Here is a 16,319-nt window from a genome sequence, read left to right as displayed (position 1 = left end):
TGCGTGTCGGCCCGTGGCTAGAAAGGCGGCACTGGTCGTCGTGGACGCGGACGCGGACGCGGATCCGGATGCGGACACCGAACAGAAGTATCGCGCGCCCGCGCTTGAGAAGGGTCTGGACATCCTGGAACTGCTGGCGCGCGAGAGCCGCCCGCTCAACGCGGTGGCGATCAGCGACCGGTTGAAGCGGTCGCCCAGCGAGCTGTTCCGGATGATCCAAGTACTGGAACATCGCGGTTTCATCCGCCAAGCCCCCGGCGGCGGATTCGTCCCGACCGAGAAGCTGTTCGCGCTGGGCATGGAACAGCCGCCGATCAAGACGTTGCTGGAAACCGCCTTGCCGCAAATGCGCGAGCTGACGCGGCGGATCGGTCAATCGTGCCACCTGACGATGCGGTCGGGGGGCGAGATCGTCGTCGTCGCGCGGATCGAATCGTCGGAACAGATCGGCTTCACCGTCCGCATCGGCCATCGCCGGCCGATGCTGGATTCCAATTCCGCGGTCGTGCATTTCGCGTTCCTCGACGAACCCGACCGCGCTCGCTGGATCGCGCAGATCCCGGATCTCGATCCGGTCCGGCTCGACGATTTTCGCGAGCGCGCGCTTCGGGCGCGTGAGCGCGGGTTCGAACGGGCGAAGAGCAGCTTCGTCGTGGGCATCACCGACCTGGCCGCGCCGATCTTGCGCGGCGTGGCCGCCGCGGCGGTGCTGACCGTACCCTATGTCCAGAGCATCGGAGAGCAGATGCGGGTCGATGACGTCCTGAAGCACCTGCGCGCCACCGCGGCGGAGATTTCCGCGGGCCTGCTGGTGTCCGACCACCGCGTCTGACGCGACGGCGTCGTCACGCCGTCGTCCAGCTGCCGTCGATCGCATACGATCGGCCGGTGGTACGCCCGCTCTCGTCCGACGCGAGGTAGAGCGCCAGCGCCGCGACGTCGTCGGTGGGGCGCCGCCGTCCCGTCGTGCGTCGGCGGGCGGGGGCGGCCTGGACTCCGTCCGGCATCGGGACGGTGGTCGCCCCCGGACTGATGACGTTGCACCGGACGCGATCCGTCGCGATTCCGCGGGTAAAGCCTGCCGTCGACGACGACAAAAGGACGATCGATCCCCCGCCGCCCGCGATCATGCCCGGCAACAGCGCGTGGAGCACGGACGCGACGGGATCGCCGCAATCGAACAGGACGTCCACCGCGCCGGTGGCGGTGCCGAAGGCCGCGACCGCCGCCCGATCGGTTGGGTCGAGCGTGACCGGCGTGCAATCCAGCAACGTGGCCAACATCGCCGGATCGCGGTCGACCGCGATGACGATCGCGCCTTCGCAGGCGAACAGCTCGGCGGCGGCGCGTCCGATGCCCCGCCCTGCGCCCGTCACCACCGCGGTCTTCCCGTCCAGCCTGCCCATCGGCGCCCTATCACTAATGAAATAACATACCATTAGCGATACCATGCTTGCCAGTGCAAGGCGTGCGGGTCATGCGCACCCACCGGGCATGGCGCCGCGGCGAGGAGGAGGCGTAATGCGGGACGGGCGGCGCGCGCGCGATACGATGCCCCCCGCGGCGACGGCCGCCGTCGTGCTGCTGTACGCCCTTTGGGGAATGGCGCACAATCTCAACGACATATTGGTCGCGCAATTCCGCAAGGCGTTCGATCTGACCGATCTGCAATCCAGTTTGGTGCAATCCTGCTTCTACGTCGCCTATCTGGTCGCCCCGATCCCGGTGGCCATGTTCATGCATCGGTTCGGATACCGGCGCGGCATCGTCGTCGGCCTGTCGCTCTACGCGATCGGGGCGTTGCTGTTCTGGCCTGCGGCGCAAAGCGTGACCTATGGGGCGTTTCTGGGCGCGCTGTTCGTGATCGCGTGCGGGATCGTGTTCCTGGAAACCGCGGGGACGGGCGCGATCGTGGCGATCGGGCGGCCCGAAACCGCGGAATGGCGCATCAACGTGGCGCAGGCGTTCAACCCGCTGGGAACGATCGCGGGCGTCCTGATCGGGCGGCAGTTCATCTTCTCCGCGCAGGAGCTGGACGCGGCGCGACGCGATGCCCTTTCCCCCGCGGCACGTGCCTCGCTGCGGCTGGCGGAGGCGCAGGCGGTTCAGCTGCCGTATCTCGGCATCGCGATCGTCCTCCTCATCGTCGCGGTCGCGTTCCTCGTGATCCGCTTCCCGCCAGCGATGGACCGACCCGACGACGCGTCGTTGACGGGCGAGTTCGGCACTCTGCTCGGCGCACGCTTCTTCGCCGCGGGCGTGGGCGTGCAATTCTGCTACGTCGGGGCGCAGGTGGGGGTGTGGAGCTTCCTCATCCGCTATGCGCAGCAGACGGTCCCGGGCACGGGGGAGCGCACCGCGGCGCTGTATCTGACCGTGTCGCTCGCGATCTTCTTCGCCGGGCGGCTGGCCTCGCTGCCGCTGCTGCGGCGCTGGTCGTCGGCGCAGGTGTGCCGCACCTTCGCCTGCCTCGCGACCGCGGGCGGCATGGCGATCGTGGCGGTGCCGGGACCGGTCGGGGTCGCGGCGATGATCGCGGTCAGCTTCTTCATGTCGGTGATGTTCCCTTCGATCTACGCGATCGCGCTCCACGGCCATGCGGCACGCGCGAAACCCGCCGCCGCGCTGATGACGATGGCGATCGTCGGCGGTGCGGTGCTGACCGCCGCGATGGGCGCGATATCGGACGCGAGCGGACGGATCGAGCTGGCCTATCTCGTGCCGGTCGCCGGGTTCGCGGTGGTGGCGGCCTATGCCCATGCGGCGGTCCGCGCCGGGCGCGTCGGATCGTCGGTCGCGGCCGGGCATTGATCGCCCCAGGGGCGGCCCGTCGCCGCGCCGGCTACGGCCGCAGCGCGCGGTGGAACAGGTCGAAGAACGCGCGGCTCGGCGCGCAGCCCGCGACATCCCATTCGGGATGCCATTGTACCGCCAGCACGTCGCCGCCGCAGGGGCGGGCGGAGATCGCCTCGATCAGGCCGTCGTCGCTGGCCACCGCCTCCACCGCCAGGCCGGTGCCGAGGCGGTCGATCCCCTGTTCGTGCACCGAATTGACCGTCGCGCGGCGCATCCCGGTCGCCGTGCCCAAGCCGCCGTCGCGCGTCAGATCGATCGCGTGGCGATGCGCGAACTGGTCGTCGAAGGGGGTGTGGACGCCACGATGATGGCGCCCGCCGCATATGTCGGCGGACAGCGTCCCGCCGAACAGCACGTTCAGTTCCTGGAAACCGCGGCAGATGCCGAACACCGGCCGCCCCGCCTCGATCATCGCGGCGGACAGGCGCAGTGCCACCTCGTCGCGCGCGTCGTCGACGCACCCGTCGTCGAGCGTGGCGGCCCCGCCGTAGCGTCCCGGCCCGACGTGGGAACGCGATCCGGTCAGCAGCAGGCCGTCGAGCAGCGCGGAAAGCCCCGCGACGTCGTCCACCCCGGCGACCGCGGGGACCAGCACCACGGTGGCGTCGACATAGGTGCTCAACGGCGCGACGAAGCGCGACGCGACGACCTGCACCGGGCGCGCCGCGACCTCGTTGCAGCACAGGACGCCGACGACGGGGCGGCGATCAGGCGCCGGCATGGGTCAGTGTCTCGCGCAGGTCGGACGCCGCGTCCGCGGGCAGGGCGCGCGCCTCGGGCTGGACGATCACCGCGCCCGCGGGCACGTCGGACAATAGCCACACGTTGCCGCCGATCGTCGCCCCGTGACCGATATTGACGCGGCCCAGGATCGTGGCGCCGGCGTAGACGACCACGTCGTCCCCGACGATCGGGTGGCGGGCGTGGCGTTCCACCACGCTGGGATGCGCGCTGCCCAACGGGCTGCGCGCGCCGAGCGTGACGTGCTGGTACAATCGTACGCGTGCGCCGACGATCGCGGTCTCGCCGATGACGACCCCAGTGCCGTGATCGATGAAGAAGGCCGGTCCGATCGTCGCGCCGGGATGGATGTCGATGCCGGTGCGCTCGTTCGCGATTTCCGACACGATCCGCGCGGTCACCACCGCGCCCAGCTGGTGCAGTTGGTGGGCGATGCGATGGTGCAGCGCCGCGATGGCGCCGGGATAGCAGACCAGGATCTCGTCCACGCTGCGTGCCGCGGGATCGCCCAGGAAGGCGGCGTCGATGTCGCTGTCGATCAGGCGGCGGATGTCGGGCAACGTCGCGGCGAAGAGGCGGACGATGGTGCGCGCCTGGTCCTCGTCGAACGGCGCGCGCGCCTCCGCCGCCCAATAATGCAGTTCGTGGTCCACCTCGTCCCCGATCGCGGCCAGCGCGCGGGCCAGCACGTCGGCGACGAAGCGGTCCTCCGCGTCCGCCTCGCCCGCGAAACCGCCGATGCGGCGCGGGTAGAGCGCGGCGGCCAGGTCCGCGATCGCGGCCTCCAGCACCGCCCGGCGCGGAAAGCGGGCCGCCTCGATCGGCGAACCGCCCGCGCGCGCGGCACGCGCCGCCTGCCGCACGGTGCGCAGGCCGTGGATGACGGCATCGGGTGGGATCATCGCTACGCCCTTCCTGTCGGGAGCGATTTAATATCCCCTTATCCGATGGGAATTACAAGCCGCGCGGTGCGGGTTCCGTCGCGGCGCGCGCGTCGTCCGCGGCGGCGGCATCGCGCGCCGCCTCGTCCACCTTCGCCCGCCACATCAACGCGACCGCGACGCCGAGCAGGATGAACACCAGCGGATGATTCTCCTGCTGGCTGAACACCGATTTCTCGATGACGAAGATCGCGAGCGCGATGGTGGTCGGGACCAGGTACAGCGTCTCGCCGCGCGGCGCGCGCCACACGAACTTCGTCCCCTGCCAGATGGCGACCAGGAACATGCCGTAATAGGCGATGAACCCCAGGATGCCGAATTCCAGCCCGATCGACAGGTAATAGGTGTCGATCGTCAGGATGCCGTTGCCGTTGACGAACCCCAGCGTTTCCGCCCCGCGGCCGAAGCCGTGGCCGACGGGGTTCTTCAGGATCATCGGCATGCCCTCGCGGTACATCGCCTTTCGCGTCTCGGTGCTCGCGCTTTGCGCGCCCGTTCCCCACACCAGCGCGCGCAGCCGCCCGACGAAGAAGGTCGCGGTGATGAACGCGGTGAAGATCGCGGGATAGGCGATGGTCAGCGCGGGACCGAAGATGCTGGTCTTGTCGCTGCGCCAGCGCATGATACCCCAGGCGAGCGCGTAGAACAGCAGCGACATGAACAGGCCGACCATGCCCAGCCGCGCGTCCGTCTTCACCAATGCCCAGATCACGAGCGGGATCGTCGCGCCCGCGGCGAGGCGGACCCACAACCGGTTGGTCTTGACCATGATATGGATGATGAAGGGCAGCGCGAAGGACAGGAATTCGGCCAGCGCCCCGCTGGTCGTGAACTTGCTCTGCACGCGATAGATGCCGGTCGACGACCGCGCCGCGCCCGCCAGGATGCGCAGCACCGCCTCGTCCTGCACCGCCAGGAAGGACGGGATGCGCCCCGCCCACGGAACCTGGCTGTGGCGCCATTCCTGAAAGCCGATCAGGCTGACGAAGATCGCGATGCCCCAAAGGATATGGCCCAGCCAGATGACGCGCCGCGGCTTGGAGAAGACGTACACGGCGACGAAGAACGGAATGAACCAGTTCACGAGCGCCACGACGAATTTGTTGAAGGAAAAGCCCGGATCGCCCGACCAGGCGACCGACGCCAGCCCGATCAGGAAGAAGACGACCAGCGCCTTCCAGATGAAGGGCACGGCGTTCAGCCGCTCCTTCATCTCCGCCCGGAACGTCGGCGACATCGATATCGACATCAGCAGCAGGAACGCCATCGGGAAGCCGGTCAGGCGCAGCAGCGTGATCCACGGCAGGCCCGGTATCGCGATGGCCAGATAGTCGGGCCAGCACAGCAGCGCGGCCAGATAGGCGAAGGCGAACACCTCCATCAGGCGGGTCGGCGGCCGGTCGTTCTCGGGCAGGATCCAGACGACGAGGAACAGCAGCACGATCAGCGGGATCATGAATTGCAGCATCAGGAACCGGCCGATCAGCGTGAAGAACGCCGAATAGACGAACGCGAACGCCACCAGCGCGACGATGCACAGCCAGCGATGCCGCTGGAACCAGTTGGGCGTGGAATAGGTCGCCAGGACGGGCGCGGCCACGCGGCTGGCGGCGGCCCTTCGCCGTCGGAAGATGTTCATCGATCCGTCTGTCCCAACCCCTGCTGACGTTGCAGTAGAGCAACTCGCCCGCCGGCGGAAGCGCGCGGGTGCCGCCACCCGCGATAGGCGCGATCGGTGGACAATCGGTCAACGACGCGCCACGGCGTCGCGGGGAAGGCTGCCCGTCCGGGGAAACGACGATGACGATCCGATACCGCGCCGATATCGACGGGCTGCGCGCCGTGGCGGTGGTGCCGGTGGTGCTGTTCCACGCGGGCATCGCGGCCCTGTCCGGCGGCTATGTCGGCGTCGACGTCTTCTTCGTCATCTCGGGCTATCTCATCACGCAGACGCTGCTGGCGGACATCGACCGCGGCCGGTTCTCGATCGTCGCCTTCTACGAACGGCGTATCCGGCGCATCTATCCGGCGCTGTTCGCGATGCTGTTCGTCGCGTTCCTCGCCTCCGCGTTCCTGCTGTCGTCGTTCGACCAGCAGCGATTCGCAAAGTCGATGGCGGCGACGGTCCTGTTCGCGTCCAATGTCGTGTTCTTCCGCGAATCGGGCTATTTCGACGCCGCCGCGGAGCTCAAGCCGCTGCTCCACACGTGGAGCCTGGCGGTCGAGGAGCAATATTACATCGTCTTCCCGCTGCTGCTGGCGCTGGTCATGCGCTGGGGCCGGGGGGCGCGCAACGCGCTGCTGGTCGCCATCGCGCTGGGCAGCCTGGCGCTCAGCATCTACGCCACGCCGCGCTGGCCGGGGTTCAACTTCTACCTGCCCTTCACGCGCGCGTGGGAGCTGCTGGCGGGGGCGCTGCTGGCGGTGGGGGCGATCCCCGCGGTCAGGCGCGCCGCGGCGCGGGAGGTGCTGGCGGTCGCGGGCCTGGCGATGATCGTCGCCGCGATCATGCTGTACCGGCCCGGAACGCCGTTTCCCGGGCTGACCGCGATCCCGCCGGTGCTCGGGGCGGCGTTGCTGATCCATGCGGGGGAGGGGACGCGCGTGGCACGGCTGCTGACGTGGCGACCGGTCGTGTACGTCGGCCTGATCTCCTACTCCCTTTACCTGTGGCACTGGCCGGTGATCGTGTTCACCCGCTTCGCCATGCCCGAAAGCATCGGGGCGCCGACGGCGCCTGCGGTGATCGTCGGCACGATCGCAGCGTCGTTCGTCCTGGGATCGCTGTCGATGCACACCGTCGAACGCTATTTCCGCAACCGCGACCGGTTCGGCCGGCGCGCGATCTTCGTCGGCGGGGCGGCGGGGTCGCTCGCGCTGCTGGCGCTGGCGGGCCTGTCCTTCGCCACGCAGGGCCTCGCCTTCCGCAATCCCGCGGCGCACGCGATCGTGTCGCGCACCGCGGGCGAGCTGGACCGGCTGAACCGCTCGCCCTGCCTGAAACTGGCGGGCGCGCCACCTGCGGCGGGCGAATGCGTGCTGGGGGCGGACGTGGTGCCGTCGATCGCGCTGTTCGGCGATTCGTCCGGCGCTCAGCTGGCGGCGTCGATGGACGTCCTGGCGAAGCAGCGCGGGTTGGCGGTGTGGCAGCTGACGAAGGCGGGCTGCCCCCCGATCGCCGCGGCCCGATTCGTCCCCGCCAACGCGCTGCGGCGTGAATGCCCGGCGTTCGTCGCCCGGGCGCAGGCGGCGATCCTGGCCGATCCGGCGATCCGCACCGTGGTGATCGCGGGGCGGTGGGATGCGCTGGCGGGCGACCTGTACCGCGCCGCCGACGCGGGCGGCGATCCCACCCTGGCCGCCGCGCAGGCGCTGGCCTCGCGCCGGCTGGCGGCGACGGCGGCGGCGTTCCGCGCGGCGGGCAAGCGCGTATTGATGCTCGGCCCGATCCCGCTGCCGCCGCGCGACCCCTTCGTCTGCTATCGCACCGCACTGTTCGCCGGGCGCGACGTCGCCGCCTGCGGCGGTTATCCCGCGGCGCAGGAGGCGGCGCGGCGGGGGAAGGCGATGGCGACGATCCTGGACGGCGTCGTGCGCGACGGCGTGCCCGTGATCGCGACGACCGACCTGTTCTGCGACCTGCGCACCTGCCGGACCGCGAGCGCTCAGGGGCCGCTGTACATGGACGACGTCCACCTGACGCGCGAGGCCGCGGCGGCGGTCGATGCGCGACTGCTGGACGCCGCGGCGCCGCGGCGGTAACCGGTTGTCAAACCAGCGCACGGCAAGGAAGCCATCATGAACGCGATCTCCCCCATCGCGCCTGCGGGCGCCGCCAATACCCTGGACCAGGTTGTCGACCTCCAACGGCTCGACGCCGGCGTCGACGGCTGGGCACGGCAGTATCAGACCGCCGCCCCCTATCCGCATATCGTCATCCCCGACTTCCTGAAGCCGGGCGTGGTCGAACGGCTGATCGACGTGTTCCCGCCGCAATCGTCGCCGGACTGGGCGGTGACGCACGATGCGACGGGGCATTTCGAACAGAAGTTCAACATGGTCGCGTACGAGAAATTCCCGGATCCGATCCGCAATTTCTTCGACATCATGAATTCGCGCCCGATCCTGGAATTCCTGGAGCAGCTGACGGGAATCGACGGGCTGATCCCCGATCCGCATTTCTACGGCGGCGGCCTTCACATGCTGAAGCGCGGGGGACGGCTGGGGCTGCACGTCGATTTCAACCGCCACAAGAAGATGCAGCTGGACCGGCGCCTGAACGCGCTGCTCTACCTCAACCCGGTGTGGAAGCCGGAGTGGAAGGGCGAGCTGGAATTGTGGAACGAGGACGTGTCGCAGAAGGTGGCGAGCTATCCGCCGATCGCGAACCAGCTGCTGGTGTTCTCCACCACCGAAAAATCGTATCACGGCCATCCCGATCCGCTGGAATGCCCGGAGGACGTGCGCCGCCGCAGCCTCGCGCTGTATTACTACACCAACGGCCGTCCCGAGGAGGAACAGGCCGCCGACCACACGACGCGGTTCAAGCTGCGCCCGGGCGAGAAGCAGAAGTGGTCGCCCAAGGTCGTGGCCAAGCAGCTGACCCCGCCGTTCCTGTGGGAAATGCTGGCGGGGCGTAAGTAGCGGCACGCCCACCACCGTCCGTGCCGGGGAGGCATCGAGCGCCGCCGAAAGGCCGTCTCGACGCACGGGCGGCGTGCATGATCCTCGAGGCGAGGCTTCGGCATCGGGCGCCCATCAAACCGCTGCTTCGATGGGCTCTCGATCAGTCTCTCCTCCGCGCGAAGGTGCCGCCTGTCAGCCCCGCGCCTTCCGCCGGTCGCGGACCAGGTCCAGCACCGGCTTCTCCACGAAATGCCACGACAGCGCCGCCAGCGGCAGCGTCAGCAGCAGGTTCAGCAGCGCCAGCTGCCAGTGATGCGTGACCGGCACCAGCGCCGCGACCGCCATCATGATCGGGAAGGCATAGATGTACATGCCGTAGCTGTAGTCCGGCCAGTCGCCCGACACCGCCCCGCCGCGCGCGCTCAGGAAGCCGAAGCACAGCACCGCATAGGCGACGAATACGCCGCCCAGGTGCGGCACGGGCATGACCCAAGCGCTCAGCACCACCAGCCCCAGCAGTACCGCCAGCACGATCCACGACAGCCGGATGCGATCGCGCCACAGATGCGCCGCGATGCCCAGCGCGAACATCGTCCACAGCCGGTCGACCATCACCAGGTTGTACAGCACGCCCTTGCCCGCCACCCGCGCGATCATGTCCTGCACCTGCGGCACGTCCATCAGGATCGCGAAGGCGAGCGTCGCGGGCAGGACCACGCGCTTCATCAGCCGCGGCGACGACAGGCCGGTCAGGAACAGCACGATCAGGAGGAGGTAGCAGCGCGCCTCCCACGTGATCGTCCATAGCGATCCGTTCACGTTGCACGGCGCGGCGCCGCACCGGACTCCCGTCAGCGTATAATGCCCCGACGTCAGCGTCAGGTTGCCCACCAGGAACTTCGCGGTGTCGCCCGACAGGTAGGATAGGCCCGGCGCCTGCGTCAGGAACCCCCCCGCCGCCACCGTCGCCAGCACCGATACCGCCAGCGCGGGCCACAATCGCGCGATCCGGGCGGTCGCGAAATCCCGCGCGCTGCCGCGTCGCACCAGGCTGGAATAGACCAGCATGCCGCTGAGGAAGAAGAAGCCGTCGACCGCGAATTGCGAGATCGGCGCGCCCAGGATGGCGGCGAATTCGTCCGCGCCCTGCCGGCCGCTCATGCGCCATACGCTGTGCGTCCAGATCACGGCGGAGGCCAGGACCAGCCGTACCAGCGTCAGGTTGTTGTGCGCCGGGGTGAGGCTGCGGTCGTCGACGACCATTCGCTGGGGACTTCCCGAAATGGGTAATGTAGGAGGGCGGCTTAGGCGCGGGTTCGCATTTCGCGCAACCATCGCTTGCGCGTTGAAAACGAAATAGTCATCCCTGAATGGCACGGATGGCATGTCGGGCGGGCACGGGCGCCCGGACCCTGACGGTTTACCGGCAGGGGGACGGAAAAAGGCACGATGGAAACACCTTTCGACTGGCTGACATTGATGGTCTTCACCGGCCTCGTGGTACTGCTTCTCCAACGCTCCTCGCAGGAGGACCCGGGCGACAAACTGTGGCAATATGCGCCGCCGGCGATCGGCTGCGCCGTGGTGAACTGGCTGGGGAACGAGGGCTATGTGCTGCCCGCGATCCTGGGCCTCGTCCTCGTCGTCGCCTACATCTTCTACGTCCTGCGCCCGCGCTTCAACTTCTGACGATCGGCACCCTGCCGACACCTGCGCCCGTTCCGCGGCGCTTCCAAGCGAGTGATACGATGGTCTGGTCCCGTTTCGTCGATACATTGCTGGGCCGCCGCCCGCGTCCGCAGCCGATCCCGGCGCTGGACCTGCCGCAGCGTCCGTCGTCGCGCGCGCGCGCCGCGACGTCGCGCCTGCCGCGGTTCAAGGGCGAGGCGAGCGACCTGGAACGCCCGCTGCGCGGCCGCGACGGCCCGATCGACCAGCAGCGCTCCCGGCTCCAGCGCGCGTTCACCCCGTCGCAGCCCGTCAGCGACGTGCGGATGTTCGCGGGACGGCGCGAGATCCTGCTGTCGCTGATCCGCGCGATCGAGGAGCAGCAGCTGCACGCCGTCGTCTTCGGCGACCGCGGCATCGGCAAGACCAGCCTGCTCCACGTCTTCTCGCAACTGGCGCGGGAGGCGCGGTACATCGTCCGCTACGCCTCCTGCACCGAAACCAGCGAGTTCGACGCGGTCTTCCGCGCCATCGCCGCCGACGTGCCGTTGCTGTATCACGCCGATTTCGACCCGACGTCGGACCGCGCCGAAAGCGGCGCCGCGCTCGATTCGCTGCTGCCCGACCGCGAACTGACCGTCGCGACGCTGACCGAGGTGTTCGCGAAGCTGTCGGGCACCCGCGTCCTCATCATCCTGGACGAATTCGACCGCGCGACGTCGGTGGAATTCAAGCGTCAGGTGGCGGAGCTTATCAAGGGCCTGTCGGACCGCTCGATCCGCGTCCAGATAGTGATCGCGGGCGTCGCGGCGAACCTGACCGAACTGGTCGAACATATCCCGTCGATCCGCCGCAACGTGCTGGGCCTGCCCATGCCGATGATGACGGACGAGGAGATGGGCGAGATGATCGCGCTGGGCGAATCGATCGGCCAGATGTCGTTCGAGCCCGATGCGCAGGCCGACGTCGTCATGGCGGCGCAGGGCTCGCCCTACATCACCGGCCTGCTGGCGCAACATGCCGCCGCGCGCGCGCTGGACCGCCAGGCCGGCAACGTGTCGCGCGACGACGTGGCGGAGGCGATCCGCCGCGCGATGAAGGACGTGTGGGTCCGCCTGTCGCCGCGCTCGCAGCAGCAGGTCGAATCGATCGCCCTGCGCCTGCCGCCCGCCGACATCGCGGTCCTGGCCCGCGAGGGGTTGCGCCACTTCGGCGTCGTGCTGAACCCCGCCGACGAAACCGGCCCGCTCGCGGGCGCGCTGCGTGCGGCGGCGGAAGCGGGCATGGTGCGGCCGGCGACGGTCGGGGATCGGCCGGCGCATCGCTTCGTCGACGACAGCGTCGCCCTGTACCTGTGGCTCGCCGGCCGGATCGGGGAACCCCGGGCACGGGTCCCCGCCTGAACCGCGCGTCGGGTCCGTCCCGGATGTGCCGTTTCTGGAATCGCGAAGATTCCGTTATGTTGCAGCGCACTGCCGGTGCTGTCATTGCCCGATCCGACAGGACGCCAACCCGGTCGGCCCTTCGGGTCTACAGGGGCTTTACCGGGCCTGGGCACACAGGGAGTGACATCATGCGTTTCATCAAGGGTATCGCCGCCGCGGCACTGATCGCCGCCATCGTTCCGAATTCGGCGTCGGCCGCGACCTATTTCGACTACACCACCAACGTCGGTGGCGATTTCGGTAACCCCGATCCCACGACGAAGTCGTCGCCCTTCACCGACACGTACGATTTCGTCACCAGCTTCGCGCGTTCGGCGACGGTGGAGATCCTGTCGAACATGTCGACGCCGACCGCGTTCAAGGAGAACGTGAACTTCATCTTCAACGGCGTGAAGCTCGACGCGACGGTCATCCCGGCGACCGAAACCGGCCAGTTCGAGCGTCGCTACCTCGCCAACTTCCGCCTGCCCGCCGGCGCTCACCAGATCCTGGTGCGCGGTTCGGCCGGCGTCGACGGCCAGTACACCGGCACGCTGTCGCTGGCGGGCGTGCCCGAGCCGACGACCTGGGCGCTGATGATCCTGGGCATGGGCGCGATCGGTGGCGCGATGCGCCGCCGCGCGGCGAAGACGACGGTCGCCTTCGCCTGATCGCAACCCGCGGGTAAGGAAAGAGGCCGCGTGCAGCGATGCACGCGGCCCTTTTTTTCGTCGGCGCGCGCGATACGGGGCCCGACGCTGCAATGCGCCGGCCCCCGTATCCGGTCAGCGCGTCTGCATGCGGACGCCGACGCGGAACTGGCGGCCCAGCAGGTCGGAATAGGTGCTGTTGGCGGCCAGCCCCGTCTCCGGCAGCAGCAGCGGCCAGCGGTTGAACAGGTTGGTGACGTTGAAGAACACCTGCGCCTCCGCGCCGCCCATGTCGATCTTCTGCGTCAGGTTCAGGTCGGCGTAGAACAGGCCCGACACCTGATTGTCGTCGTAGGTGAAGAAATTGGGATCGTTGGCCGGGCAGGAGGTCGAGCATTCGATGCCGTTGGCGGCATATTTGCCCGAACTCACGCCGCGTCCCACCGCGGTGATCGAGAAATCCTTGGTGTCGTAGGCGACGCTGCCGCGGAAGATCCATTTGGGGGTGGAGAACTGGCCGCCGTTCACCCCGACCGAATCGAGGATGACGGTGCCGGGCACGCCGCTGTCGAACAGATTGTCGATGTAGCGCGTCGCCAGGCCGCGCACGGTCAGGTTGCCGTCCGCCGGCCCGACCGTATCGCCGATCGACCACCGGTAGGACGCGTCGATGTCGACGCCGCGGACCAGCTGGCTCGCCGCGTTGAACGGCTGGCTGCGGATCAGCAGGTACGGCTGCGCCGCGGTGGAGCGCGCGGGATCGATCGAGATCGCGTCGCAGAACGCCTGCTGGCTTTGCAGATAGCACAGGTCCGCGATCTGCTGCGCGCTGAAGGTGTTGATCCCCTCCTTCAGGTCGATGCGGAAATAATCCACCGACAGGTTGAAGCCGGGCAGGAAGCGCGGCGACAGCACGACACCGGCATTCCACGAATCCGCCTTCTCCGGGGTCAGGTTGGGATTACCCGTGACGAAGCCGGAATAGCCGAAACTGGCCGGACCGTTGGCGCCGTCATTGGTGTAGATCGGGTTGCGGATCGCATCGCTGTTGGCCGAACCGCCCTGGAACAGGTCGTTCAGGTTCGGTGCGCGGATATCGCGCGACCGCGTGACGCGGACGCGGATGTCGTCGATCGGCTGCCACGTGGCGCCCGCCTTCCACGTCGTGACATAGCCTGCGGTCGAATAGCGCGTCGCGCGCGCCGCGCCGTTGAATTCCAGTCCGAAGCCGAGCGGGACGACCGTCTCGATATAGGCTTCCTTGACGTTGAACTTGCCGTTGGTGGGCAGGTAGTTGCCCACCGACCAGCGGTTCGTCGTCGCCGGCCGCCCGGCCGTGTCGACCGTCGAGACGGGCTGGAACTCCGCGGGCACGAACCCGCGGATCTTCTCCTCGCGATATTCCGCGCCCAGCGCGACGCTGACGTCCCCCGCCCAGGTGGCGAAGGGGGTCAGCGAGACGTTGAAGCCCGCATTATACTGTTCCACGATCTCGTCGCGATACGGGTTGCCCAGCACGTAGTTGATCGCCGCCGGGTTGGCGACGCCGACGCCCAGGCGGTTCAGCGGGACGCAGGCCGGATCGTTGTTCGTGGCATTGGCATCGACGTTGACGAGGCACTGGATCGAGCCCGGGGCATAGCCGCCGGCATTGCCGACGGGCGCGAAGACCGCGGCGGTGGCGTTGTTCATGCGCGTGATGTTCATGATGTTGCGCAACTGCTCGCGCAGGTCGGCGCGGCCGTATTGCCCGTACACGTTCCACGTCGCGCGCTTGCCCAGTACCTCGGTGCTGCCCTCCGCTCCGATGGCATAGCGCTGGACCTCGCGCCGGTTGTCGATCGCGCGGAACGGCAGGTCGACCGCGGTCGTCGCCAGCGTCACCCCGGTGATCCCGGCCAGTCGCGCCGGGCCGAGCGTGTTGTACAGGAACGCGTTGCACGTCAGCGGCGCGGCGGCCGCGCTCGCCGCGGCGGCGCAGCCGGTCGCGTTCAGCGCGATGCCCGTCGCGAGGTTCGGCCCCGCGTTGAAGAAGATGTCCTGCTTGTTGTACGCGCCTTCCGCGAACACCTCGATGTCGTCTGCGACCTCGTAGCTGACGCGGCCGAAGATGCCGTGCCGGTCGTCCTCGGGATCGAGGCCGATGCGGCGTCCCGAATCGTTGACCTGCCACGATCCGCCCTGCGTCAGGGTCGGTGGCGCGGTCCCGGTCGCGGACGGGAAGGTCAGCGCGCCGTATTGATATTGCAGCACCTGTCCGGCCTGGCCGAAATACAGGCCGCGCAGGCTGTTCGCGGTCGCGCCCGTGGAATTGGTGATGAGCCCGCCCGGCGTGGAATTGGCGGCGCCCACCTGACGCCGGATCAGGTATCGGGGGGTCGTGCTGGTCGTCGTCCACGCCGGGTCCTGAATCCGGACGTAGCCGGTGGCGTTCCAGTCGCGGTCGACCTGGAAGATGCCGTCGCGATGCGCCAGCTCGCCCGCCAGCAGGATGTGGCCGCGCCCGTCGGCGCCGAAGGACGTGCCCCCCGCCACGCTGAAGGAATAGTTGAAGCCGTCGCCTTCCTCGGTCACGCCGCTGTCGACGGTCACCTTCAGGCCGCTGTACTTCTTGTCCAGGACGAAATTGACGACGCCCGCGACCGCGTCGGAGCCATAGGCCGACGACGCGCCGCCGGTGACGACCTCGACGCTCTTCACCAGCGACTGCGGGATCGTGTTCACGTCGACCAGCCCGGTGACCGTCGAGGGGACCGACCGGCGGCCGTCGAGCAGGACCAGTGTGCGCTCGGACCCCAGGTTGCGCAGGTTCATCGTGTTGATGCCCGCCTGCCCGCTGGACAGGTTCAGCCGCGAGTTCGACGGTCGGAACCCGCCCGCCAGCGACGGCAGCTGGTTCACGAAGTCCGCGATGTTGTTCGACGGCGAACTGTTCTGGATCTCCTCCAGCGTCAGCACGGTCAGCGGGGTCGGCGCCTGGAACCCGTCGCGCACGATACGCGTGCCGGTGACCACGACGTCGCCCTGCGCGGGGTCGGCCCCCGTGTCCGGCGCCGGATCGCCGATCTGCGCGGTGGCCGTGCTGCTCGGCTGGGTCTGCGCGGCGGCGGGCGTGGCCAGGCCGGCGGCGAGCGCCAGCAGCGCGCTACCCGAGAACGTCAGACGACGTGCGTGACGATCGATCATGCTCCAAATCCCCCGAAATCCGCCATTCTTCGACGGTATTGGCCTGAACCGTCACGCTTTTCTCGCGGATCGGCATCGTGGCCGAAGGTGCCGGGGTTGCGCGAAGCACGTCAAGGGCGGATGACGGTCCGTATCGTCGTCGCGTCATAGCCGGGGGATATGGTTAAGGGTGCGTGATGCGCGGCGCGGGGCACGGCGCTGGTGCATAACCGCCTGCTATGGCGCGC

The 16,319-nt window shown here is 68.7% G+C and carries 12 protein-coding genes and 1 pseudogene; 7 read left to right on the top strand and 6 right to left on the bottom strand.

All coding sequences use genetic code 11. The features are described from left to right. Nucleotides 1–13: 13 nt before the first annotated feature. Nucleotides 14–832 carry an IclR family transcriptional regulator gene (locus ASG29_RS00145; RefSeq protein WP_200932332.1) on the top strand — a complete coding sequence of 273 codons (819 nt, stop codon included), beginning with the start codon at nt 14–16 and terminating at the stop codon, nt 830–832. A gap of 13 nt (nt 833–845) precedes the next feature. Here ASG29_RS00145 and ASG29_RS17755 read toward each other — a convergent pair whose 3' ends face one another. Then, on the bottom strand, nt 846–1,406 hold the full coding sequence (locus tag ASG29_RS17755) for an SDR family NAD(P)-dependent oxidoreductase (protein WP_055978538.1): 561 nt from the start codon (nt 1,404–1,406) through the stop codon (nt 846–848). Nucleotides 1,407–1,521: 115 nt separating this feature from the next. Here ASG29_RS17755 and fucP point away from each other — a divergent pair, with 115 nt between their 5' ends. Beyond that, nucleotides 1,522–2,811, top strand: a complete 1,290-nt coding sequence (gene fucP, locus ASG29_RS00135) for an L-fucose:H+ symporter permease (protein WP_055978536.1) — start codon at nt 1,522–1,524, stop codon at nt 2,809–2,811. Between the two features lie 31 nt (nt 2,812–2,842). Here the strand turns inward: fucP and ASG29_RS00130 are convergent, their stop codons facing one another. The 3 genes from ASG29_RS00130 to ASG29_RS00120 are packed head-to-tail and all read right to left on the bottom strand — an operon-like array spanning nt 2,843 to nt 6,177. Then, nucleotides 2,843–3,577, bottom strand: a complete 735-nt coding sequence (locus ASG29_RS00130; RefSeq protein WP_055978535.1) for a gamma-glutamyl-gamma-aminobutyrate hydrolase family protein — start codon at nt 3,575–3,577, stop codon at nt 2,843–2,845. Next, nucleotides 3,564–4,499 carry a serine O-acetyltransferase EpsC gene (gene epsC, locus ASG29_RS00125; protein WP_055978533.1) on the bottom strand — a complete coding sequence of 312 codons (936 nt, stop codon included), beginning with the start codon at nt 4,497–4,499 and terminating at the stop codon, nt 3,564–3,566. Before epsC ends, ASG29_RS00130 begins: the two co-directional genes overlap by 14 nt. A 52-nt stretch (nt 4,500–4,551) precedes the next feature. Beyond that, nucleotides 4,552–6,177, bottom strand: a complete 1,626-nt coding sequence (locus ASG29_RS00120) for an O-antigen ligase family protein (RefSeq protein ID WP_082515523.1) — start codon at nt 6,175–6,177, stop codon at nt 4,552–4,554. 161 nt (nt 6,178–6,338) lie between these two features. Between ASG29_RS00120 and ASG29_RS00115 the strand changes: the two genes are divergently transcribed. Both ASG29_RS00115 and ASG29_RS00110 read left to right on the top strand, forming a co-directional pair. After that, nucleotides 6,339–8,300 (top strand): acyltransferase family protein, encoded by a 1,962-nt coding sequence (locus ASG29_RS00115; RefSeq protein WP_055978529.1) that lies wholly within the window; start codon nt 6,339–6,341, stop codon nt 8,298–8,300. A 36-nt stretch (nt 8,301–8,336) separates the two neighbouring features. Further along, nucleotides 8,337–9,182, top strand: coding sequence for a 2OG-Fe(II) oxygenase (locus ASG29_RS00110; protein ID WP_055978527.1), 846 nt, complete (start codon nt 8,337–8,339; stop codon nt 9,180–9,182). Between the two features lie 174 nt (nt 9,183–9,356). Here the strand turns inward: ASG29_RS00110 and ASG29_RS00105 are convergent, their stop codons facing one another. Further along, the gene (locus ASG29_RS00105) at nt 9,357–10,427 is read right to left on the bottom strand and encodes an acyltransferase family protein (RefSeq protein WP_055978525.1); all 1,071 of its coding nucleotides are present in this window, start codon (nt 10,425–10,427) and stop codon (nt 9,357–9,359) included. Nucleotides 10,428–10,613: 186 nt separating this feature from the next. On the opposite strand from ASG29_RS00105, the gene ASG29_RS00100 reads away from it, so the two are divergent. The 3 genes and pseudogenes from ASG29_RS00100 to ASG29_RS00090 all read left to right on the top strand — a co-directional run. Further along, entirely contained in the window at nt 10,614–10,853 is a 240-nt protein-coding gene (locus tag ASG29_RS00100) for an XrtV sorting system accessory protein (protein ID WP_055978523.1), read from the top strand. A gap of 59 nt (nt 10,854–10,912) precedes the next feature. Then, the gene (locus ASG29_RS00095; protein WP_055978520.1) at nt 10,913–12,235 is read left to right on the top strand and encodes an ATP-binding protein; all 1,323 of its coding nucleotides are present in this window, start codon (nt 10,913–10,915) and stop codon (nt 12,233–12,235) included. 206 nt (nt 12,236–12,441) lie between these two features. After that, nucleotides 12,442–12,927: pseudogene (locus ASG29_RS00090) on the top strand (FxDxF family PEP-CTERM protein); the annotation flags it as partial. A gap of 114 nt (nt 12,928–13,041) precedes the next feature. Here ASG29_RS00090 and ASG29_RS00085 read toward each other — a convergent pair. After that, nucleotides 13,042–16,092 (bottom strand): TonB-dependent receptor plug domain-containing protein, encoded by a 3,051-nt coding sequence (locus tag ASG29_RS00085; RefSeq protein ID WP_055978517.1) that lies wholly within the window; start codon nt 16,090–16,092, stop codon nt 13,042–13,044. Between the last annotated feature and the right edge of the window lie 227 nt (nt 16,093–16,319).

Origin of the sequence: Sphingomonas sp. Leaf412 (assembly GCF_001425405.1) — a bacterium.
Classification (GTDB): Bacteria; Pseudomonadota; Alphaproteobacteria; order Sphingomonadales; family Sphingomonadaceae; genus Sphingomonas.
The sequence above is the reverse complement of the archived record's forward strand: the minus strand, read 5'-3'. Positions and strand labels throughout refer to the sequence as shown.